Annotated in this window: 16 protein-coding genes and 1 tRNA gene; 7 read left to right on the top strand and 10 right to left on the bottom strand. The window is 60.9% G+C overall.

Translation table 11 applies throughout. From position 1 onward, the window contains the following. The first annotated feature begins 15 nt into the window (after window positions 1-15). Entirely contained in the window at window positions 16-1,107 is a 1,092-nt protein-coding gene (locus KF708_16005) for a hypothetical protein (protein ID MBX3414193.1), read from the top strand. A 30-nt stretch (window positions 1,108-1,137) separates the two neighbouring features. Here the strand turns inward: KF708_16005 and KF708_16010 are convergent, their stop codons facing one another. The 10 genes from KF708_16010 to KF708_16055 form a co-directional block, all read right to left on the bottom strand. Next, window positions 1,138-1,860, bottom strand: coding sequence for a YebC/PmpR family DNA-binding transcriptional regulator (locus tag KF708_16010; GenBank protein ID MBX3414194.1), 723 nt, complete (start codon window positions 1,858-1,860; stop codon window positions 1,138-1,140). A 432-nt stretch (window positions 1,861-2,292) separates the two neighbouring features. Then, window positions 2,293-2,691: a DUF1801 domain-containing protein gene (locus KF708_16015; protein ID MBX3414195.1), complete on the bottom strand. Its 399-nt coding sequence runs from the start codon at window positions 2,689-2,691 to the stop codon at window positions 2,293-2,295. Between the two features lie 67 nt (window positions 2,692-2,758). After that, on the bottom strand, window positions 2,759-3,886 hold the full coding sequence (locus tag KF708_16020) for a beta-lactamase family protein (protein MBX3414196.1): 1,128 nt from the start codon (window positions 3,884-3,886) through the stop codon (window positions 2,759-2,761). A gap of 254 nt (window positions 3,887-4,140) precedes the next feature. Next, window positions 4,141-4,776, bottom strand: coding sequence for an alpha/beta fold hydrolase (locus KF708_16025; GenBank protein MBX3414197.1), 636 nt, complete (start codon window positions 4,774-4,776; stop codon window positions 4,141-4,143). Then, window positions 4,749-4,982, bottom strand: a complete 234-nt coding sequence (locus KF708_16030) for a hypothetical protein (protein ID MBX3414198.1) — start codon at window positions 4,980-4,982, stop codon at window positions 4,749-4,751. The genes KF708_16025 and KF708_16030 overlap by 28 nt, the downstream gene beginning before the upstream one ends. A 331-nt stretch (window positions 4,983-5,313) precedes the next feature. Beyond that, window positions 5,314-6,519 carry an ankyrin repeat domain-containing protein gene (locus tag KF708_16035; GenBank protein MBX3414199.1) on the bottom strand — a complete coding sequence of 402 codons (1,206 nt, stop codon included), beginning with the start codon at window positions 6,517-6,519 and terminating at the stop codon, window positions 5,314-5,316. Window positions 6,520-6,584: 65 nt separating this feature from the next. Beyond that, on the bottom strand, window positions 6,585-8,441 hold the full coding sequence (locus KF708_16040) for an HNH endonuclease (protein MBX3414200.1): 1,857 nt from the start codon (window positions 8,439-8,441) through the stop codon (window positions 6,585-6,587). A gap of 15 nt (window positions 8,442-8,456) precedes the next feature. Next, entirely contained in the window at window positions 8,457-8,954 is a 498-nt protein-coding gene (locus tag KF708_16045) for an RHS repeat protein (protein ID MBX3414201.1), read from the bottom strand. Between the two features lie 563 nt (window positions 8,955-9,517). After that, the gene (locus KF708_16050) at window positions 9,518-13,078 is read right to left on the bottom strand and encodes an RHS repeat protein (GenBank protein MBX3414202.1); all 3,561 of its coding nucleotides are present in this window, start codon (window positions 13,076-13,078) and stop codon (window positions 9,518-9,520) included. A gap of 313 nt (window positions 13,079-13,391) precedes the next feature. Continuing rightward, window positions 13,392-13,478: transfer RNA gene (locus tag KF708_16055), tRNA-Ser, on the bottom strand. Window positions 13,479-13,924: 446 nt separating this feature from the next. Between KF708_16055 and KF708_16060 the strand changes: the two genes are divergently transcribed. The 6 genes from KF708_16060 to KF708_16085 all read left to right on the top strand — a co-directional run bounded on the left by KF708_16060 (window position 13,925) and on the right by KF708_16085 (window position 22,900). Continuing rightward, complete coding sequence (locus KF708_16060; GenBank protein MBX3414203.1) at window positions 13,925-16,795, top strand: serine/threonine protein kinase; 2,871 nt, start codon at window positions 13,925-13,927, stop codon at window positions 16,793-16,795. A 108-nt stretch (window positions 16,796-16,903) separates the two neighbouring features. Continuing rightward, on the top strand, window positions 16,904-18,526 hold the full coding sequence (locus KF708_16065; GenBank protein ID MBX3414204.1) for an ABC transporter substrate-binding protein: 1,623 nt from the start codon (window positions 16,904-16,906) through the stop codon (window positions 18,524-18,526). Window positions 18,527-18,643: 117 nt separating this feature from the next. Continuing rightward, window positions 18,644-19,564, top strand: coding sequence for an ABC transporter permease (locus tag KF708_16070; protein MBX3414205.1), 921 nt, complete (start codon window positions 18,644-18,646; stop codon window positions 19,562-19,564). Beyond that, window positions 19,557-20,417, top strand: coding sequence for an ABC transporter permease (locus KF708_16075; protein MBX3414206.1), 861 nt, complete (start codon window positions 19,557-19,559; stop codon window positions 20,415-20,417). Before KF708_16070 ends, KF708_16075 begins: the two co-directional genes overlap by 8 nt. Before the next feature lie 196 nt (window positions 20,418-20,613). Continuing rightward, complete coding sequence (locus KF708_16080; protein ID MBX3414207.1) at window positions 20,614-22,050, top strand: hypothetical protein; 1,437 nt, start codon at window positions 20,614-20,616, stop codon at window positions 22,048-22,050. Window positions 22,051-22,495: 445 nt separating this feature from the next. Further along, window positions 22,496-22,900, top strand: coding sequence for a hypothetical protein (locus KF708_16085; GenBank protein MBX3414208.1), 405 nt, complete (start codon window positions 22,496-22,498; stop codon window positions 22,898-22,900). Window positions 22,901-23,000 lie beyond the last annotated feature (100 nt).

A 23,000-nucleotide genomic window follows, 5' to 3' on the forward strand; every position in this document is an offset into this window, starting at 1 on the left:
TGGTGAGCAGACTCCATGACAGAACCTACAACTCCGCGAAAATCGCTTTTACGTTGCAAGTGGCACCGCTCATCGTTCGTTTTTCTTGTCATCGCCGTCGGCGTGGTTTTGTTCCTCAACCTACCCGGTCAAATCCTCGTCGGTCCCGATATCTTCCAAGATGGAAAATATGGTCCGCACTTCGAGTATTACGAACACGCGGAACATGGCTGGCCTTTCACGTACCTGTGGCGAGAAACGGTAACGCTAAGTGGCCCGCCTTTCTGGTGGCTGTCGACCTGGAACGTTTTCGAGGGCGTTCGCCACTTTAGCTTGCTGTACCTCATCGCCGACGTGGCAATCGGACTGATAGCAGCCTCCGCCGCAGCATTGCTATTCGAACGGTGGCGAGGGAGGCGTGAGCGACTTGTTCAGTTCCGCATCCGCGACCTGCTGCTCATCGTCGGTGTTCTCTCTGCGATAGCCACCGTCTTGGCGTACCATCGATCGCAACACTTGGCGGAGCAAAACACCTTGCGAACCGTCGAAAGCACCCATATTCCAGATGTAACATGGGGCCCAATCGCTCAACGGGTTCGATGGCAACCAAGCGGACCATCTTGGCTGCGTGTACTTATCGGCGATTGGCCATTCGCATCGTTTGACCGAGTGATTAGCATCGACGCGAGCGGTATTAACTTGGAACAGGTTGCAACACTGCGACGCCTCAAAGTAGTGCGTATCATGGGCAATGTTTCCGACCGACAATTACAGGCGCTTGAGCGATTACGGCAGCTCGAGGCGCTCGACATGTGCTTTGCTTACGTCGATGAAGCAGACCACGAAACCGACGGTGAGGATGGAGTCGAATCTTATATTCGGCTGCCGCACATGCCGAAGTTGCGCGGACTGAATCTCTATGAAGCGGCATTCAACGGGGATGGGCTGGAAAACATTCCCTCGATCGAAGTGCTCGATCTGTCTGGCACCGATATCGGTGACGACTCCATTCCCACCCTTTCGACGCTGACCAAGTTGAAGCAACTTGCCCTGTACGACACGAAATTCAGCAACGAGGGGATCGAGCGGCTGCGCAGGTCGCTGCCTAGCTGCAATATCCGGTGGTGAACCTCGACGATAAATTACTTCGCCGGGGTACTAACTCGACGTCACCACGTTGTGATAGATATCCTGCACGTCTTCGCAGTCGTTCAGCATGTTGATGAACTTGTCGAACAGCGGCTGATCTTCGGCGCTGAGCGTGGTGCTGGACTGCGGCAGGAAGGTAATCTCTTGCGTCTCCAGCTCGACGTCGGAGAAGGCGGCGAGCAGGGCGGTCTTTGCCTTGTAGAACTCGCTCGGGGGGGCGAAGATCGTCACGTAGCCATCCTTGCATTCGACCTCTTCAACGTCGACGTCGGCATTGAGCAGCGCCTCGAGCACCTGTTCCTCGTTGTCTCCCTTGAAGGAGAGAACCGCGACGTGATCGAACGACATGGCGACCGAGCCGTTGGCGGCCAGCTTCGAGCCGGTCTTCGAGAAGCAACTGCGCACCTCGGAGATGGTGCGCTGGTTGTTGTCGGTCAGGCAATCGACGATCACCAGCGCGCCGCCGGGCCCGAATCCCTCGTAGCGCGCGGGCTGAAAGTCCTCGCCCCCCGCGCCGGCCGCCTTCTGGATCGCCTTCTCGATCACATGGCTGGGAATCTGTTCGCGCTTGGCCTTGTCGACCATGGCCCGCAGGGCGGGATTGGCATCGGGGTCGGGCACGCCATTCTTGGCGGCCATGTAGAGCTGCTTGCCGTACTTGGAATAGAGCTTCGACTTCTGAGCTGCCGTCTTGAAGATCGACTCTTTGCGCTTCTCGAATATTCTTCCCATGCGAATCTGCTTCCTCGCGTTATCGACTTCGCGCCCGTGGCGACCCTTCAGGCCTGCCGGCGTGACGACGTCTTTGATCTCGATTGAATTCCAGGTACCGCCCGCTCGCGGATGAGCCGGTGCTGCGCACGCGGCGGGCAAGGCCGTATTTCGCTAGCTCTCCCCCCTGGCGGTGGCGAGCAGGGACACTTGTTGCCCGGGACCGATGGGCTGTGAATCACGCCGGCGGCACGCCCGGCAGACAGCCCGGTACCCCAGGTCCACCATTCTAAACCAAAGGGAGAATTTTTTCGCGGGGGACTGGGCGGGGGGCAGTAGTTAGCGGGCAGTGGACAGGGGCGATTGCTGACTGTCCTTGGTTGGCGAAGCTCGAGGCTTGGGGTCCGATAAAGTCTGCCCAATCTGGGCTCGCTGGGCAGGAATTCGTAAGAATCATTCCGCCGCAAGCCGTCGCTGCATGTCGTGGTAGGCCGACTGGATCAGTCGCTGGAGTGCCTGGGGATTGACCTGGTGGCCGGGTCGCAGCTTGACGTGCCGCATGTACTTGCCGGCCCCCGTGAGCAGGCCATCGGGGTCGGCGAGCTCCGCCCCGCGAAAGAATCCCACGTTGACGTGCGCCGTAAAGGCGTTCACGTAGGCGAACGCTACGTCCTCGACGCAGGCGGTCGGATGGCCATCGTGTAGCAGTTCGCGCATATCGTCGCCGCAGGCGCGCAGCACGTCGAACCAGTGTTCGGCGATTGCACCCAGGGGCCCCGCGTGGTCGAGCATCCAAGCGTCAACCGCAGCGTCACGTCTGACGGCGGTGGAAAAGCGGAAGAGTCCGTCCATGCGATTTTCGTCTCACTTCGCCCCCTCGGGTTGCCCCTTACCGCGACGAAACGTTGCGACCGTCGTCTTATCTCGGGGCATTCTTGAAATGATCGGTGATGAGGGCAACGACGGCGTCGTTCGTAGCCTTGTCGTTGGCCTGATTGCAGGCGACGAGAACGGCGAAGTCCTTCTCCGGCGCCAGCCACGCCACGGCATACCACATCGTATTGCTGCCGGCATGCATCAGGGCGGGACCACCGGCCCAGGGTTGGCCACGCGCAACGATCCAGCCCATGGCGTACTCGGGCTCGCCCGGCGCTGGCGTGTGGAGCCGGGCGAGCGTTTCGCTCGAAACGAGCTTGTGCTTTGCCGAAGGAAGATTTGCCGCGACGAACTTGGCCCAGTCGACGATCGAACAGTGGACGGTGCCTGCGGGACCGATGGTCGGTGGGTTGTCGGCCCCAGGACCGGGCTCGACCGGCGAGCCATTGGCCTGATGGCCGCGCGGCTGATCGTTCTTCGCACGGGTGCCCGGGGCGCCAAAGCCGGCCGTGGTCATGCCGAGTGGATTGAAGATCTTTTCGCGCATGAGATCTTCCCATGCCTTGCCCGTGAGCTGCTCGGCCATATGACCGGCGATTGTATAGCCGGCATTCGAATAGATGTACTTCTCGCCGGGCGGGGCCTCCGGCGGCTTCGACACGACTGATTCGAGAAGCATACGGCGCGCTCTGGTGGGGGTGCCCTTGAACTGCCAGAGCTTGTTCCAAAGTGCATACTTCGTGAGATCGCCCGGGGCTCCGCTGCGATGCGTGAGGAGTTGCTCGAGCGTGACCTGCTGGTACTGCACCTGCATTTCCTTCTTCAATTCGGGAAAGGTCTCGAGCAGGGTTTGATCCCACGACAGCTTGCCTTCCTCGACCAGGATGCCGCAGAGCAGGGCGGTCATCGCCTTGGTGTCGGAGCCGATGTGAAACGCATCGGCCGTCTCCACCAGTTCGGGTTTGCCGCGCGTCCGCACACCCGCCACGCCCAGGGCGACTATTTCGCCGCGGCGCACCACGGCAGCCGCTATGCCGGGTACGTTATTCTGCTGGACGACGGGAGCGAGCAGAGCTGAGAGATCGCGAGGAGGTGGATCCGCGCCACGGCTACCGGGCGGCAAAAGACAGAGCATGGCCAGGGCAAGTGTGGCAGCAAGAACGGGCTTCATGTTTTCACGCCTGATCGGGGGATACCTGTGCGTTCGTCGACCTGTCCTTATCTCTCACCGTGCAGGAGACCGCAACTCTTCGGCCGCAATGGCCAGTATCTCGTCTGCGGCTCCGAGGGCCACGAAATGGCCGGCGTCTGCGACGGGATGCCACACGGCGCCGGGCATGCGGGCAGCGATTTGCTGGTTAATGGAAAAGGGCACCAGTCGATCCTCGGTCCCCTGCCACAGGTGAATGGGTCGTTCGATCTGCGTCACATCGAAGGCCCAGTGCCGATAGTCGAGCTCCGCGTCGCGGACCAGCCCATCGCTCCCTTGCGCAAAGCACTCGGCGCTCGCGTCGCTGAAGGCGGCCTCGACCCCCGGTTGCAGCAAGATCTGTCGATCGTAGTCGCTGACCGCCTTGCGCAGTTGATCGAGATAGGTCTTGCGAAAATGTTCGGCCGTGATGCCGAGCGTGGCATACATGAGACGGAAACCGGGCTCGAAGTGCAAGGCGAGCAAGCCCCCAGGGCATCGATCTTGGAAAGCTGATCGGCGGCCCAGTTGTCGCCGAACGTTCCGTAGTTGCCACCGGAGATGCAGGTCACGTGACGCAATCGCGCCGGATCGATATACGCGGCGGCCGCGAGGGCCGACGGACCTCCCCCCGACCAACCGGTGACGCCGAATTCGCGGTAGCCGAGCGTATCGGCGATCGTCGTCAGGTCGTCGGCCCAAGAGGCATGGGCGGGCGTTCGCTGCGGACTCGATTGTCCATAACCGGGCCGGTCGACGCATAGAAACCGCAGGCCATGCCGCGTGGCTACGTCGGCGAAGAGGCGGGCCTCGAGGCGACTGCTGGGGCCGCCGTGGTTGTGAATCACCAGCGGACCGAGCGGATCTCCCACCTCGAGATAGGCGAGACGGCGACCGTCGCGGGCGGGTAGGTCTCGAGGTCGGAGCCGAGGATTTTGGCTTCGCTGAGCCAGCCGCGCTGCGGATGGAAGCGGTAGCTCGTGATCGTGTATTCCGGATCGAGGACCGACGTGAGATCCCCTAATAAGTCGTAGATGTAGAGCATGTCGAGATTGTCCGAATTGGTCGTCTGGAACACTGTTGGTTGGTTACATCTAGCGACGTGTCCGGCCAGCGAGAATCGCGAAGAACCAGCGCACTGGATATCTTCGAAGAAACGGCCATATACAGATCCCTATAGTCAGAAATACAAATCCAAGGCTCACACGCATCGCTTTTGAAGCGATGTAATCTCCGGCCGAATTGGCAATTACGACGAGTAGAACGAAGTAAATTGCGAACAATCCGACTTCAAGAATATTAATCTGTCCGTTCATTATTCGGATTTATCGAGGGTAATCGGATTCAGTAAATTCCGAAATGCTTTCGCACTCTGGGAAAGCATCGATTTGTGATTTGTCCCGGGCGGATCATCGCGATTCATTCAAACGCTGCTTGAGCAATTCTTTCAGATTGGCGTACTTGGCCATCGACAGGGGGGTCTCGCCGCGTTTGGTTTGCACATGAATGTCCGCACCTTGTTCGATCAGGTAGATTGAAGTAACGTTGCCACCAGAAGGCCTGATGGATGCTGTGAGCGCTGATTCTCCTTCCTTGTCTTGTGCATTGACATCGACTCCGGCTTCCAACAGTCGTCGCGACAAGCCTGATAAGTTCCATTTGGCGGCGTGGATCAAGGTCGTTTTTCCTGATTTGTCGCGGACATGGACATCCGCACCATGTTCGATCAAGTACAACGCCGCTCGCGTGTAAAGACTTCCGATTGCCCTTGTCAGCGCTGACTGGCCATCTTCATCCTGACTGTTGATATTGGCTCCAGCTTCCAGAACCAGCCCTACGCAATCGACGGAACCTCCTCTTGCGGCGTGAATCAATACTGTCTTGCTTGAGATGTCTTGAGCATGCATGTCCGCGCCACGTTTAAGCAGGAACTCCACAACACGGGGCTGACGCCATCCAGCGGCGCACATTAATGGAGTTTCTCCGCGCTCGTTGCGGGTTTCGAGGGACTCGCCTGCTTGAAGCAGCCGTTCAAGGGCCACGAAATCCGCCGTCTGCGCTGCCTGAAAAAGCGGCAGGGCTTCCGTGACCTCCGGCTGCGATTTAATCGAGTGCATGAAGGTTTCGAAAGAATCTGCGATCAAGTACAGCCGCTCATTCCACTCACCGGAACCTTCGTGATCAAAAAGCAAGACGGCACCGCGGCGTTTGCCAGTCAATGGTACAACCAGTCCGTCTCCCATAGCCGCCGTGCCAATGACTAGCATATCTGGTGGTAATTGTCCTCCGTAATTGTTTCGTCTGTATTCCAAACCAACATTGTCGGTGCTTAGGCTATCCAAGCTATCGAGATCAATTAGTTTCTCTCCCTGGTATCCGCGGGGATCCTTTAATGGACAAACCTCATCATGGCAAAACCAACCACCGTTGCGCTGGAGTAAGAATGCACGATAGTCTTCTGGAAGTGTAAAACCGATCTTTTGTTCAAAATCACGAATGTCCTTGTCGGAAACCGGTTGATAGCTGTCTATTAGCGACTCTGTGCCTGGGGCAAAGGAAATTGGCGGCATAATGCACATATTAAATATAGTGGCTATGGCAATTAAAGTAAGCATATATTAAACACCGAGGGGGCGCTAACGAAACGGAATTCCTTCGATGCTGGGATTGCTGTCGACTTTCATTGCCAATCCTCGCCGAACACGGGCCTGCCTGTCGCGGGGCGATCGAAGAGGCTTTTCCAGAGGACTTTGAGTCGTGCCCAAGCGTTGAATGTCATCTCCCGCTCGCCTTCTCTCGGCCCGCAGATGTACACCTTGTCTGTACCTCGGTAAGCGAAACCTTCTCCCATCTGTTCATAAACATAAGTTCCGCCTCTGTCTTTGAAGGTGTATGGTCCCCAGGTCACACCACCCCGGATTCTATCAACGCCGTCGCGCACGTTTTCTATGGTCCCGATAATATCCACAGTCCCCGTCACACACTTCAAACCGCTCGATGGACGGAGATTGATTCTCGCCGGCAGTCCTTGGCGCACAAGGCACGCGGCACCTTCATGTACAATGTCGTTGAGGCCGCTCGGAACAAGTTGCATCTTGCCGGTAAGAGCATCGTGATGCCATAAATACCCGTCTCTAGGCTTCCACTTTGGATCTCCTGTTAGAATGCGCATTTGATCGCGAGCCAGTCTCTTATCACGTCTGTTATGACCAGTCATTGAGATCTCCACCTCAGCTTCGCACCATCCACTGAAATCAGGATAGCCATCGCGAAAGGGAACGCTCTCAGCCACGCCGCCGTCAGGAAGTGGGATCGATTGATCCGGAATCCAGTTTGAGTTGCCGGGGGCGCCGTCCCAATGGCCGCCGTTCACTGGCAATCTGGCTAGCCCGTCGGGGTCAATGTAGCCTGTCGGGCTGTTGCCCACGTAGCGATACAGATTCACGTCATCGGGTTGAGGATCCTCCTGCTTCCAGCGGCCGGTGGCGGGATCGTAGACGCGATGGCGGGCGTGCAGGTCGCCCGTCTCCGGATCTCTCCACATGCCGTTGTACAATAAGTTCGTCTTGGGCTGTGTGGTGACGACGTTGTTGGCGCCGTCCCGGATCTCGATCAACTCGCCGAAGGCGTCATACCGGTAGTGCTCGACGAGATCGCCGGTGTTGTCCACCAAGTCGCGTACGGTCCCCTGGCTGTCCGAAAGGTGCCACAGGACGCGGTCGGCGGCGCTGATCGATTTGGATAAATCCTCTTGCGCGAGGATCTGATCGACGGCCGGGCCGTTTAAGAACCTTTTGGAGAGTGCCATGGCGGCCGGTCCGTCGCCGTCCGGGTCGAGGAACTCCAGGATGGCCTCGCTGCCGTCGTTGACCCAGCGCTCTCGGCGATCGATGGTGCCGTTCCCGTCGGCGTCCAGGTCGCGCCCGATCCGCCGGTCGAAGTGATCATAGAGATAGCTGATGACCTGGTCGTTGGCCGCGCTGAAGCTGGGCTTATGAGTAACCTTCGCCAAACGATTTTTATGGTCATAGTCGTAGAGCGTGACATCGGTGTCGCCACTGTTCAGCGTGCCGCTGGCATCCACGTCGACATACCGCTGCGTCAAGTTCCCTTCGGCATCGTACTGGTAAGTGTACGTGCCGTCGGACAACAACCGATTGTTCACGCCGACGGTATAGGATAACGCGCCGTCGAGCGTGCGATTTCCCGCGTCGTCGTACGAGTAATTCTCGTCGTTCGCGCTGCCGGGCCAATTCGCGCTTTTCAACTGGTCGAGGTGATCGTAGCCGTAGGTGACGGTGCCGTGGACGTTGGTATAGGTGGCGACGCGGGGTCCCTGGTAGGTGTAGGCATGTGAGATCGAGCCGGCGCCGACCCCCGCGTGGACGAGCGAGGTGAGCTGCCCGCGGTCGTTGTAGTTGAAATCGCTCGTGACGCCGTTCGAGCGGACGAGCGTGTCGAGCCGGCCATCTTTCAAGTAGCTGAACTCGACCGACTTCGTGGCCACGGTCGCGCCCGTCTGCTCGATGCTCGTCATCCGGCCGAGCGGGTCTTACTCGTAGGTGTTGGTATGGTCGAGCGTGAAGCTGGCGTAAGCGCTCAGCGAGGTGCGGTTGCCGAGCGCGTCGTAGCCCGCGTCGAGGGTCATGAAGGGGAGACCGCCGCCGACCATGTTCGTGTAGTCGATCCGATCGAGGCCGTCGTAGACGTACTGGTAGGCCATGCCCTGCGAGTCGATGACCGTCTCGAGCAGCGCCGCGGCGTTGTAATGGTAGCCGATCGTGCGCACCGTCGTGCCCGAGACCTCCTTCCAGACCTCGCTCGTGACCTGCGAGAGGGGATTGTACTGGTACTGCGTCACCCGCTCCAGCCGGTCGGTGAATGTCGTCACGCGCCCCAGCCGGTCGTAGGCGTAGAAGCGGCTCGCTCCGAGCTCGTTCCGCTCCTCGATCGGCCGGTCGAGCCCGTCGTAAAACCACTCGGTCACGTTCTGGTTGGGATCGGTCAGCGTTTTCAAATTCCCGACCGCGTCATAAGTAAACGCAGTCACCGGCCGCGACAATCCGCGTACTCGTGGCTGGTGACGTCAGTGACGGAAATCTCAGGGCCATCGCGTTCCTGCTGCCATCGATTTCGTTGTTCGGCACCCACCTGAGGCCCTGTGGATTGGAGCGTGCTCGCTCGAGATATCTGAGAAACTCGGGTTTCCACTTGTTCACATAGTCAGCACTTACATCTCCTCTGGACTCGATAAACCGCCAAATCGTAAAAAGCACTTGTTCTGGATCATCGGTTTCGCTGAGTGTATGTGACAGTTCTTCGACGGAACTAAGTGAAGTGCTTTCGTATCCAACGTTGTTCAGAAAAGCTGTTTGCGTCAACCCAACAGCTTCCTGCCATGCTAGAGCCTCAAACTCCGCGGGAGTGGAGAAATAGATTGGTTCTAGCTTCGATCGAACGCTTTGAACTGCCGCTCGAAAGTGGTGCATCCTCCAAAACTTAGCCGCTAATACCACAAACAATGACAGTGCAATCACGACTAGCAGGAACATCCACAACGAGTGGCCAGCGCGCGTAGTGTATCGACCTTGGCAAGCGTTATAACGCAAATTGCTACTTGGTTTTTTTGACATCGCTCTCGTAGGTATGGTAATTTCCGCGATTATCGACCCAAAGACCGCTTCCACTAAAATATCCATCGATAATCGCTCCCTGCGACTGAAGTGCCGTAAGCACCAGCAGCAACTCGGTGTTAGACTCCCTGCTCCCATCCCCCCCTGCCACTGCCGCATGACATCCTACTGGAAATCCCCCAATCGCTTCCAGCGACTTAAAAGGATTATCGGCAGCGTAGCAATGTGAAACGATTACGTCGCGATTTCCTGGTTTATCCCGGACTGGAACACTAATAATCATAATGATACACGGCCCTGCCCCCTGAGAACCAACCAGAAAATCATCGGGAATATCGGTTACTTTAATTGTCTGGCCCCCGCCGATGCCCTGAGATTTACCCATGTCTCGCTGACCGATGATGACGGGATTGATCTTTCCGCACTCCTCTTCAACGGCTGCTGGTGGCTTGCCAGCTGGCTTGAAAAACCATGGATAATCACCGTATTGAGGATTGGTAATCGCTTGTACTGGTGGACGTGTTGGCTTTGTATCTACCGGTCCACCAGTATTGCGAGGGGGAATGGTGTAGTCTCCATCACCATCTGGCATTTTCCACGGCGCAAGGCCGCTCGGATCGGTGGCATTCGTCGGACTGTTTTCAACGTAGCGATGTAGATTGTAGTCTCCGCCGCGGAAGCCGATCCAGTCTTCGTGGATCCAGCGGCCTGTTCTGGGGTCGTACCAGCGGGTCATCGTGGCGTAGAACCCCGTCTCCGGGTCGCGCCACATGCCGTTGTAGAGAAAGTTGGTTCTGGGCTGTGTGGCGACAATGATTCCCGTTGCGTCCGTGATAACGATCAACTCGCCGAAGGCGTCGTACCTGTAGCGTTCGACGAGGTCGCCCGTATTGTCGACGAGATCGCGCACGGTCCCCTGGCTGTCCGAAAGGTGCCAGAGGACGCGGTCGGCGGCATTGATCGATTTGGATAAATCCTCTTGCGCGAGGATCTGATCGACGGCGGGGCCGTTGAGGAAGCGCTTGGAGAGCGCCATGGCGGCCGGGCCCGTTCCATCGGGATCGACGAACTCCAGGATCGCTTCGCTGCCGTCGTTGACCCAGCGCTCGCGCCGATCGATGGTCCCGTTCCCGTCGGCGTCTAAATCGCGGCCGATGCGGCGATCGAAGGGATCGTAGAGATAGCTGATGACTCGATCGTTGGCCGCGCCGAACGACGGCTTATGGGTGACCTTGGCCAGCCGGTTTCTGTGATCGTAGTCGTACAAGGTGACATCGGTGTCACCTGCGTTCAGCGTGCCGCTCGAATCGGCATCGACGTAGCGCGACGTGCGATTCCCTTCGGCGTCGTAGCCGTAGCGATAGACTCCGTCGGAGACGAGCCGATTGTTCACGCCGACGGTATAGGATGACGCGCCGTCGAGTGTGCGGTTGCCGGCCTCGTCGTACGAGTAATTCTCATCGTTGGCGCTGCCGGGCCAGTTGGCGCTTTTCAACTGGTCGAGATTGTCATAACCGTACGTCACCGTGCCATGCACGTTCGTGTAGGTCTGGACGCGGGGTCCCTGGTAGGTGTAGGCGTGCGAGATCGAGCCGGCGCCGACCCCCGCGTGGACGAGCGAGGTGAGCTGCCCGCGGTCGTTGTAGGTAAAATCGCTCGTGACGCCGTTCGAGCGGGCGAGCGTGTCGAGCCGGCCGTCCTTGAGATAAGTAAAACCGACCGACTTGGCGGCCACCGTGGCGCCCGTCTGCGCGAGGTTCGTCATCCGGCCGAGCGCGTCGTATTCGTAGGCGTTGGTGTGGTCGAGCGTGAAGTTCCGATAGACCTTCAGTTCGGTGCGCTGGCCCAGCGCGTCGTAAGAATTTTCCAGGACGGTGAAGGGCAAGCCGCCGCCGAACGAGCTGCTGTAGCTCAGCCGGTCGAGCCCGTCGTAGGCGAACTCGTAAGAGAGGCTCCCGCTGTCGTAGATTGTTTCCAACAGCGCCGCGGCGTTGTAAGTCGACTCGATCGTGCGGACGGTCGCGCCGAGCGCGTTTTTCCAGATCTCGCTGGTGACCTGCGAGAGGGGATTGTATTCATATTCCGTCACGCGCTCGAGCCGGTCGGTGAACTTCGTGACGCGCCCCAGCAGGTCGTACGCATAAAAGCGACTCGCGCCCAGCTCGTTCACCTCCTCGATCGGCCGGTCGAGGCCGTCGTAAAACCACTCGGTCGTGTTCTGGTTCGGATCGGTCAGGGTTTTCAAATTGCCGACCGCGTCGTAAGTAAACGCAATCACCGGCCGCGGCAGGCTGCCGGCGCCGTCCGGGTCGGGCTCAAGCAACTCCGCGAGCCGGCCCCGCGCGTCGTAGACCCGCTCGGTCACGCGCCCCAGTTCGTCGGTCGCGAAACGCAGGTTCCCCGCCCCGTCGTAGGCGTACTGCGCCAGCGTGACGTTGGGCGTCGACAAGGAAGCGTCCAGCTCGACCCGTTGCAGCCGCCCCGCCTCGTCCGGGATCAGGAGCGTCGTCCCCCCTTCCGGGTCGGTGATCGAGTAAACGGCGCCGTCATCCCAGTACGCATAGTTCCACTCGGGCCGCACGCCGCCGACGGCGGGCAGCTCCACCCGTTCCAGGCGGAAGAGGTTGTCGTAATGGTAATCGGTCTGCCGCGCAAGCGGGTCCCGCACCGCGATCAGCAGGTTCGCGTCGTCGTAAAAATATTCCCACGCGGGACGCGCGGCGCCCCCCGCGCCATCCGGATCGGGGAGCGTCAACTTCACCAGCCGCCCCGCGTCGTCGTAGAGGTAGCTCGTCTCCTGCCCCAGTCCGGTGGTGACGCTCGTCAGTCGGCCCGTGGCGTCGTAGCCATAAAACTCCTGCCGGTAGGTCTCGAGGTCGGAGCCGAGGATTTTGGCTTCGCTGAGCCAGCCGCGCTGCGGATGGAAGCGGTAGCTCGTGATCGTGTATTCCGGATCGAGGATCGACGTGAGGCGGCCGCAGGCGCAGTAGTCGTAGACCCACACCGGGCGGTCCGCGTCGCCGTGCGCCGTCGGATCGGGGTCGGGCTCCCACCACTCGGTCAGGCGGTCGAGCGCGTCGTAGACGTAATCGGTGCGACGCCCCAGCTCGTCCAGGCTGTGCGTCATGACCCGCGTCTCTGCGTCGTAGAAGAACTGCCGCGTGCCGGCCACCTCGCTCCCCGCCCCCAAGGTGATCGCGCTCACCAAGCCCGTCGCGCCCAGGTAGTCGACGTCGGTGACGCGGCCGTCGGGATCGGTCCGCGTGTCGAGCAGGCCGGCGGCGCCGCTGCTGGTGTAGGTGTAGCTCGTCGTCAGGTCGTCGACGGCGGGCAGGTGCATGTCGTCGAGATTCCCGATCGCCTGCCGCACTTCCCGCACGTTGCCGGCGGCATCGCGGAGATACGCCGTGTGGCGCGCCGCCCGGTCAATGTGCCGGACGACCAGGTTGAACTCGTCCTCGTAGTGCCACTCCTCGATAAAGGACTGCGCGCCCCCCAATGAATTAGCGCAACAGTGAACCTGCCGCTTGCGTTGCGCCAAGCGAACCGCCTTTGTCGATTTCATTTCGCATGCGCTGATTCAAGGGATTCCTGAGGCCATCTGCGCGAGTGGGTTGGCCACGTGGGATGCCGAGATCATGCGCCATTACACGCGCATCGCGAGTGACGCATCACGAGCTGTGATGCAGCGATTGGATAGGCGACGCTCGGCCAGCCCCGATTCGAGCGAGAAGAGATGCGTTGAAACGAGAATCGGTAGAAACCGATTTAGCATAAAGAAAGGAATCTCAAGAATGGCGCCATCGCAAACCAAGATTTCAAAAGCACTTGCGATGCCCAAAACTCAAAATGAGCGGAGAGGACAGGATTCGAACCTGCGGAACGGTTACCCGTTCACGGATTTAGCAAACCCGCGCTTTCGGCCACTCAGCCACCTCTCCTGATTGTGTTCGCGCCGCGCGGGCAGAGCTCCGTGGGGCGAACGTCGCTTCTCGAAGCCAGGCGGGAACTTGCGTTTCGACTGCCCGCGAGCGACAGGTGCCATCTTATTGGATTCGCGTGACGCTGCAAGACGGCATTGTAGCCCGGTCTGGCGAATCGCACCCCTTGGCCAGGCAGAATCGTAAGTGTAGTAGCGGTCGATGGTTTTGGTTGACCCTCCTCCAAGACACGACTAAAATCGAAGGGTTCGCCGGCTGGCTGAATTCGAGCCGCGGGCGAGCCCCCCTTCTCGACTTGTCAGGCGATTAGCCGCCAGGGCGCGGCGCCGGGTATTCTTCCCGCCAGCCCACGCAACGTAGTGCGACATGAGGTCGACGCACGCCGGTTTTACGAGCGCAACAGGCGCCGCCAACATGCGGTTCCAAGAGGGAGCCACGAGGATCGAATGAGCGATTCCGACTCCACCACCGTCTCTCGGCGCGAGAAGTCGCTTCCCGCTGCGCCCGCCGAGACCCCGGCCGAGTCGACCTCGCCGCCGTCGACCGAAAACGGGTCCACGCCGCCGAACATCTCCACGTCGGGCGAGACCCCTTTTCCCTCGCAGGTGCGTTTCGATCAGCCGACGGTGATCTCGAAGAATCCCCCCCTCGCCGGCCCAGCCAACGAACTTCCCCTGCGCCCTTCCGATTTGGGCAAGTCGCTCGAAGGGATGCGGCTTGACCACTTCGAACTCCAGGAGTTTGTCGGCGGCGGGGGCATGGGGGCCGTGTTTCGCGCCCTCGACACGCGGCTCCACCGCACGGTCGCCATCAAGATCCTCTCCTCCGAACATGCGGCCGACGACGAAACGGTCCGCCGTTTCCACAACGAGGCCCAATCGGCCGCCCGGCTCGACCATGAAAATATCGCTCGCGCGTACTACGTGGGCGAGGATCAGGGCCTGCATTACATCGCCTTCGAGTACATCCAGGGGCAGAACCTGCGCGATCTGATCGAGCGGCGGGGGCAGCTCACGCTCGCCGAGATTGTCAGCTTCACGTTGCAGATCGCCGATGCCTTGGCCCACGCCAGTGCCCGCGAGGTAGTCCATCGCGATATCAAGCCTTCGAACGTACTGATCACCGACAGCGGCCGCGCGAAGCTGGTCGACATGGGGCTCGCTCGCCTGCACCAGGTATCGCAATCGCAAGACGATCTCACGGCCAGCGGCGTCACGCTCGGCACGTTCGACTACATCTCGCCCGAGCAGGCGCGCGATCCCCGCGTGGCCGACGTCCGCAGCGACATCTATTCACTCGGCTGCACGCTGTACTACATGCTGACGGGCCGCCCCCCCTTCCCCGAAGGAACCGTGCTGCAGAAGCTCTTGCAGCACCAGGGGGATGCCCCCCCCGATCCGCGCGAGCTGAACCCTGACGTGCCCCCCGAGCTGGCGCGCATTCTCGCGCGTATGCTGGCCAAAGATCCCGCGCGGCGCTATCAATCGCCCAGCGAGCTGGTCGCCGATCTCCTGCGCCTGGCGAACGATCTCGACCTGCCGACCAGCACGACGAATTACGTCTTCACCCCGCCCGAGACTGCGCGCGGATTCCAGCTCGAGCAACATCTTCCGTGGCTGGTACCGACGATTCTGCTCGGCGTGGTGGTCGCGGCGGTCTACTTCTTGCCGATCGGCACGGCGCCCCCTTCCACCACGCGCCGCGCACCGGCCATCGCCACCGACTCGGCCATCGATTCCGAGCTGGCAGGTAGCCTGGACTCTTCGCCGCCGGATACCGCCACTGGTGAAAACGCCTCGGCCGCGCCGGTGCGTACACCGCCCGAGACCGCAACGGCATCGAACGATGCGCCCCCTGCGACATCCGCCGACAACTCGACGACGGTCACCACCAGCGAGTCGACGAATCTGCCCGTCGATCACCCCGTGTTGGCCGAAGGGGGTACCAACCTGCCCGTGACCGATGCACTGGGGCCGCCAGAGATATCGGCCAAAGCGACCGTCGCCACGCCGCTCGATGGTTCGCTGAGTGCTACCGATCTCGCCACGAATAGCGTTCCCACCACCTTGCCGGCCGAAGTGGCCCCCGTTTCGCCCTCGACCGCCACGAGTGGTTCCACTTCGAGTGGGCCGGCGGTGCTCGTCGTCGGCGAAGAGTCGAAAAATGGCGGTCGCCGCTTCGACACGCTGGCTGCGGCCTGTGCCGCCGCACGTAGCGGCGATATCGTCGAGCTGCGCTACAACGGACGTCGCGTCGAAGAACCGATCGCCCTGCACAACCTGCGACTCACGATTCGTGCGGGCGAAGGTTTTCAGCCGGTCGTGAACTTTGCCCCCGATGAGCTCGATCCGCTCAAGTATCCTCGCGCGATGATCGCCGTCCATGGACGCCGGCTCGCGCTCTTCGGCATCGCGCTCGAGCTCGACCTGCCGCGCATGGTTCCGGCCGACGCTTGGAGCTTGATCAAGATCGAGCAAGCCGAGCTCGTCCGCCTCGAGCGCTGCTCGCTCACCATTCGCAACGCGGCCGATCCTGAATCCGCGTATCACGCGGGCGTCTCCTTCCTCGAAGTGGGACCGCCCGCGCTCGACAGCATCATGGGCTCGACGGGCGAAACGTCGTCGACGCCCATCGGTATCCAATTGCAGAACTGTATCGCTCGCGGCGAGGCGACCTTCCTTCGGGCCGACGTGCCGCCGTCACTGGACGTCGATTGGGACAACGGGCTGCTCGCCACGACCGAGCGGTTTCTCGAGCTCGGCAGTCTCCCCGACGCCCCTCCGACGGGCACGAAGGTCGAAATCTCGCTACGGCACCTGACCGGCGTGGCCCGCGACGGTCTCTGTTTGCTCACGGCGACCAAGGACAGCCCTCACGCCTTGTCGACGACCATTACCTGTACCGATTGTATTTTGCTGGCAGCCGCCGATGCCGTGCTGCTCGATCAAGTAGGCGTGGCACCGGTGTCGGTGATTCGCAACCAGCTCGTGCTCACCGGCGACGGCAATTTCTATGAAGGCTTCGGCATCCGCCGCCGCATTACCGGTGTCGGTCCGCAAGGTGCTCCGCAACAGACGACGGAGCCCACCTGGCGCGGCTTCTGGGCCCGCGTCGGCTGGAAGGACTTGCCCAGCGCCGATCGGCCCATCCACACGCACCAGCCTTCCGATTATGGAGTCGCGATCACGCCGGCACGAGGCGGCGCAACCGATGGGCGCGACGCTGGCTTCGACGCGTCGCAATTGCCACTCCTGCCTCCCGCTCCCCGCTCTCTTTCGACCAACGGCCCATCCGGGGAAGCACGTAGCGGTTCGTGAGCTGCCTTGACTGGCATGCTGTAGTAGTATCCCAACGGCGCGATTCTGAACGCGAATTAGGAACGACCCACCCCACCGACACGCGGTCCCCTGCCCCATCAAGTGACCATGAAGGTCCGACCATCTCCCTGCTGGCGACTGCAAATCATCTGCCTTTCACTTGCGCTCGCTGCCTGTTGCGCTATCGCGGGTTGTGCGCGCGTGGCGCAGCCCCCCGACACGCTCGTCTACGCCCGCGGCGGCGAGGCCGATCAGCTCGATCCGATTCATACCGATATCGGCGAGAGCGTGAAGCCGATCGTCAACGTCTTTGATACGCTCATCGAGTACGACGAACACACGACCGAGCGTGTGCCCGGTCTGGCCACGCGTTGGGAGACGAGCGAGGATGGGCTGCGCTGGACGTTTCACCTCCGCGAGGGAGTACGTTTTCACGACGGAACTCCATTCGATGCCGACGCGGTCGTCTTCACCTTCAACCGATTGATTCAAGACGATCATCCCGACGTACATTCGTCGATGATTCCCTATCGGCCCGACTACCGCGACATCGTGGCGGTGCGCGCGATCGATCCGCACACGGTCGAGTTCGAGTTGGCGCGTCCCAGCGCCGTCTTCGAGGCGAATCTGGCCATGTTTCCGGCCAGCATTGTCAGCCCCACGGCAGTGAAGCAATACGGCAAGCGCTTTGGCACGCATCCGATCGGGACCGGGCCGTTTCGCTTTAGTCGCTGGACGCGCGATCAAGAGCTCGTGCTCGAGGCAAACGAAGATTACTGGGGTGGCCCGCCCAGCGTGCAGCGCGTCGTCTTCGTCCCGATTCTCGAGAGCGCCGTCGCCGCCCGGCAACTCGAACGAGGGGACGTCCACATGGTCGATCATCTGCCGCCGGCCGATCTTGCCACGATGTCGCACGTGCCAGGCGTACAGGTCGAAGAGGCGACCGGCATGAACGTTGCTTATCTCTCGATGCAGAATGACAAACCCCCGCTCGACCATCCCCAGGTGCGCCAGGCGATCGCGCACGCCATCGACAAAAAGCGGCTGATCGAAGTGGCCTATGCCGGCCGCGCCACGCCGGCCGTGAATCCCGTCCCGCGAGACATGTGGGCCTGGAACGATCAAATTCACGATCGGCCCCACGATGTCGCTCTGGCCCGGCAGTTACTGGCCGAGGCCCAGGCCGAGCGGGGCTTCGAGCTACCCTTGAAGCTCGACCTGTTCGTCATGGGCTCCGCGCGTCCCTACATGCAGCAGCCGCTCGAGACGGCCGTCTTCATCAAGGAATCGCTCCGCGAGATCGGCATCGAGGCACGCATTGTGGTCAACGAGATCAGTCAGCATTTTCAGCGGCTCAGCCGGGGCGAGCATCAATTGGCTCTGGCCGGGTGGAGCTCCGACAATGCCGATCCCGACAACTTCCTCTATGCCCTGCTCGATCCCGACAACATCAACGACTCGGGGGGCAATAACATCAGCCGCTATCGCAATCCCGAGGTGCATCGGCTACTCTTGGCCGGCAAGCAAGAGCTCGACCGCGAACGCCGCGAAGCGCTTTACCGTCAGACGCAGGAATTGATTTTTGCCGACGCGCCGTTGGTCCCCTTGGTCCACACGAACATCGCCGTCGCCGAGCGGTCGCGCGTGAAAGACTACGTGCTCCATCCCACGGGGCTCGTCCGCCTGCGCCACGTGCGTCTCGTAGACGAAAAATCCGCCGCCAGTCCATAAAGCCCCTTTCTTCCGTAAGGACGCCGAGCTGTGTTGCAGTACCTGGCGCGACGAGCGGCGCTCGCCATTCCGACGACGCTTGTCGCACTGGTGCTCGTCTTTCTGGCGATTCGCGTCGTGCCCAACAATCCCGTGTTGGCACGCTTCGGTCAGCATGCCGTGCCCGAGCAGGTCGCCGAGGAAATGGCCCGGCAAGGTTGGGACCAGCCCCTCTACGTGCAGCTTGGTCGCTTTCTACAAGGACTGTTACGCGGTGAGTTGGGCGATTCCTTCTTCTATCCCGAAAGTGTGGCCGAGGGGCTGCGTCGCACTTTTCCCGCCACGGTCGAGCTGACACTGGCGGCCATTGCCTTGGCCGTTCCGCTTGGCATCGTCGCCGGCATCTCGGCCGCCGTGTGGCGCAATCGCACGCCCGACTATCTCTGCATGACGGTGTCGCTCTTGGGGGTGAGCGTGCCGGTGTTTTTTCTTGGGCTCTGCCTGCTCTATGTCTTTCCGCAGATGCCCCCAAGCTGGCGACTTCCTCCCGGCACCGTCTTCGACCGTGCGACGGAATTCATCGCGGTCGAAAGTCTACTCCGCGGACGTGGGGATGTGCTGGGGGCGTCGCTCGCGCATCTCTGCCTGCCGGCGCTCGCGCTGAGCACGATTCCGATGGCGTACATCGCCCGCATCACACGCAGCAGCATGCTCGAGATCCTCTCGGCCGATTTCGTCCGCACGGCCCGGGCCAAAGGCAATCCACCCTGGCGCGTCGTGCTGCGACATGCCTTTCCGAACGCGGCCCTGCCGGTGGTGAATATCGGCGGCTTGCAGTTCGGGCAGCTCCTTTCCGGCGCGGTGCTGACCGAGAGCGTTTTCAACTGGCCGGGGCTGGGGCGATATATTGTCCAGGCCGTGCAGCACAGCGATTATAACGCCGTGCAGGGGGGCACGCTGCTCGTGGCAACTGTCTTCGTGGCGACGAATCTCGCCGTCGATGCGCTCTTCGCCTTCCTCGATCCACGCGTTCGTTTGGGAGAAGCCACGCATGGATGAACCTACCAGGCACGAATCTCCCTGGCAGCGCGCCTGGCGTCGCTTGCGCCGCAGCCGATCGGCTTGGGTAGGCGCGGCGCTCGTCATGCTGCTCGTCGTCTGCGCCGTCGCGGCGCCGCTCCTCGCGCCGTACAACCCCGAGCGGCTCGTGGCCGATCAACTGCTCAGTCCCTCCTGGCAGCATCCGCTGGGAACCGATTCCGTGGGGCGAGACAACCTGAGCCGCGTCATCTATGGGGCGAGACTTTCGTTCGTGGCGGGGCTCGTCTCGATCACCGTGGCCATCTCGATCGGAGCGCCCCTCGGCGCGATCGCAGGCTACGCCGGCGGCAAGATCGACGCACTCATCATGCGCGCGGTCGATGTGATTCTGTCGTTTCCCAGTCTGCTGGTGGCGCTGTTGGTGGTGGTGGCGCTCGAGCCGGGCTGGATCGCCGTGATGATCGCTGTCGGCACGATTAACATCCCCGTCTTCTGCCGGCAGATTCGGGCAACAACTCTCGGCGTGCGCGAGGCGGACTTTGTCGTCGCTGCCCGAGCCGCCGGCGCCACGCCAGGCTACATCCTGGTGCGTGCCATCTTTCCGTCCCTCGTCAATCCGCTGGTGGTCCTGGCCACGCTGGGGCTGGGTACGGCGATTCTCGAAGTAGCCGGGCTGTCGTTCCTGGGCATCGCCGGCGAAATCAGCGTGCCCGAGTGGGGCAACATGCTCACCGCTGCCAAGAACAATCTCCGCACCAGTCTGTGGCCGGCCCTGGCCCCGGGGTTGGCCATTTCTCTGTCGGTGATCGGCTTCAACCTGCTGGGGGATGGGCTCCGTGATGCCCTCGACCCTCACCTTCGCTGGGACTAACGCTGCCGTGGTGCGTGGTGGTTGCAATCGAGGTGCTTGGCGCCAGGGTACCGCATCGCGATGCGGTACCGCCCGGTAACAATTCTCGTCGGTCCGCGCTTTCCATAGTTTCTCAACCGGCGATAAACTGTTTCGTGAATTCGTGGACGTTCGTGCATTCCGATTTTTCGCCTGGAAAATCAGCAGAGGATCTCGCGTGACTACCAGTTTCCCTCGCTCGCTCACGGTGGCCTTGGCATCGCTCTTGCTGCTGACCGCATTCCTGACGCAGCCGCTGCTAGCCGCCAATCAGGCCGTGATGACCGTTGGTGGTAAGAAAACGGTTTTCGCCAATATCATCGCGGTTCCTGGCGATTCGTACGGCGAGAAACGGACCATCGTGCTCGCCACGATGCAAAAGCTGCCGGCCGATGCGCTGGCGAAGGTGCGCGACAAGGATGCCGAAGACAACAACGATCCGGAGATTCGCCAGAACTACTTGAAGGCGGTCTTCGACGAACAGGGGGAGATCCGTTGTTGCGTTGGTCGCGGTCCGAACACTTCGTTCACGACGCGCAGCCCCGAGATGAAGGCCGAGCTCAAGCTGGTCGACAATCGCGCCAAGGGCTTGGTCACGCTCGTCGAGCGGGGAGATTTTCCGAAGAACATCAATCTCTCGTTCGATGTTCCCTATGGCGTGACGGCCGCACCCGAAAAGCCCGCGGCGCCCCCTGGGCCAGTCAAGCCGACAGTGACCGGCACGTTCCTGGGCAATGGAAAACCTGCCAGGCTCGCGTACATCACCATCTTTCCGACCGAGCCCTTCAACGCTGAAGAGGCGGTCCTCATCCTCTTCAGCGAAAAGGATCACTCGAAGAAGAAAAACCCCTGGATTGCCGCCAGCTTTGGCGATTTCGGCAATGCGCTGATTCTGCGCTGTCATCTGACCGGTGGCATTTTCGGTTGCGAGGTCTCGCACGTGGCGCACGAGAAACGCGGGTTCAGTTCCATCGGCAGCATCAACATGGTCGAATTTGACACCGCAGGCGGAAACCTTCGCGGTCAAGTGAGTACCGACGGCGAACAGGAGTTCTTTGGCGAAACGTGGGAGGTCGACCTTCAGTTCGCCGCGCCGCTTCCCGCGGAGACTCTCAAGGGGCTCGCCAAGACCGATGCCCCTGCGAAACCGGCCGACACGCCGGCGCCCAGCGTGCCGACTGAGAAGCCGGCCCAACCCAAGCCGAGCGTTCCCAAGTTGAGCGTCTACGATGTGGTTTTGCCCAAAGGGGCGACGGACACGCAATACAAGCAGCTCGTCGAGCAGTTCACCTTCAAATGCCCAGCCAAAGTACCAGCCGCGGCCACCGAGATGACGAGCAGCCTACAGGCCAAGGGGTGGCAAAAAGAGGGCAGCGATCTCGTGACGCCGAAGTCCGCCATTCTGAAACGCAAGCGAGGCGCCGCGACCCTGACGATCATGATCAAGCCGGAGGGGGCCGGTAGCCGGTTCACCATCTTCACCGAGGGGCTGAACTGGGAAAAGAGGGGTGGCGACGCCAAGGAGAGTCCGCCGGCCGATCCGGACGACCTCGATATCGACGCCGAGATCAACAAAGCCCTCGACGAGATCCGGAAGATCAAAATCGATTTCTAATGCCGTGAAAGGGCTCGCGGGGAGCCGCGGAGGAAGGAGGAGACGCGGAGAAGAACCCATCGGCACCAGACGTTCCTGGGAATGCCTGTGATTGTTCGTAAGTGCCTTCTGTAAAACAGCTTGTGTCTGATGATGTCTCCGCGCCTCTTCTTTCCTCCCCGTCTCCGCGTGAGCCCTTTTAGTTGACATTGTCTCACGCGACGGTTTAACTACGTTCGTATTCGCTTTCGCTGGAAATGTCGGTCGACGACCGCGCGCATGATGCAACGGACCGGGCCTGGCTGTCCCCCCATGATGGCTTCCTGGCCGAGTTCGTAGGGCCCCCAAACCCGACGCGCGGAACAGGACCGGCAGGACACCGCGACTTGCCTCAGCCTTTGTGGCGAGGAGTTCGCGCGCTGTTTGCTCGGCGAAAAACCCTCGCACCTGGTCAGGAGATCGTCGTATGAGAAAGGTAAGTTTGGCCGCACTCGCCGGGGCGATCGTCCTGGCGGTGCTCACCCATCTGTGTGCCGACACGGCGCATGCGATCCCACCCTTCAAGAAGGAATTCGACACCAAGTACGTCAAGAAGGACAGCACCGACGCGGTCGACGTGCAGTTCGTCGCCTTGGTCGAAGAGGTGAAGTGCAACGTCTGCCACAAGGGCAAAGATAAGAAGATGCGCAACGCCTACGGCGACGCCCTGGCCGAATTGCTCGACAAGAAAGAAGACGCCAAGAACGTCGAGAAGATCCAGAAGGCGCTCGATGAAGTCGCCGGCAAGCCCAGCAATCCCGCCGACGAGAAGTCGCCCACCTTCGGCGACCTGATCAAGAAGGGTGAACTCCCCGGCGGCAAGGAAGAGTAAGCCGGCAGGTTTGATGGCAAGCTGGCGTGGAACAGAAGCGAAAAGTGGCACAGGCCGCTGGCCTGTGCAGCTCAACGCGATTCACCAGCAGAAATAAAAA

The sequence above is a fragment of the Pirellulales bacterium genome (assembly GCA_019636335.1).
GTDB lineage: Bacteria > Planctomycetota > Planctomycetia > Pirellulales > JAEUIK01 > JAHBXR01.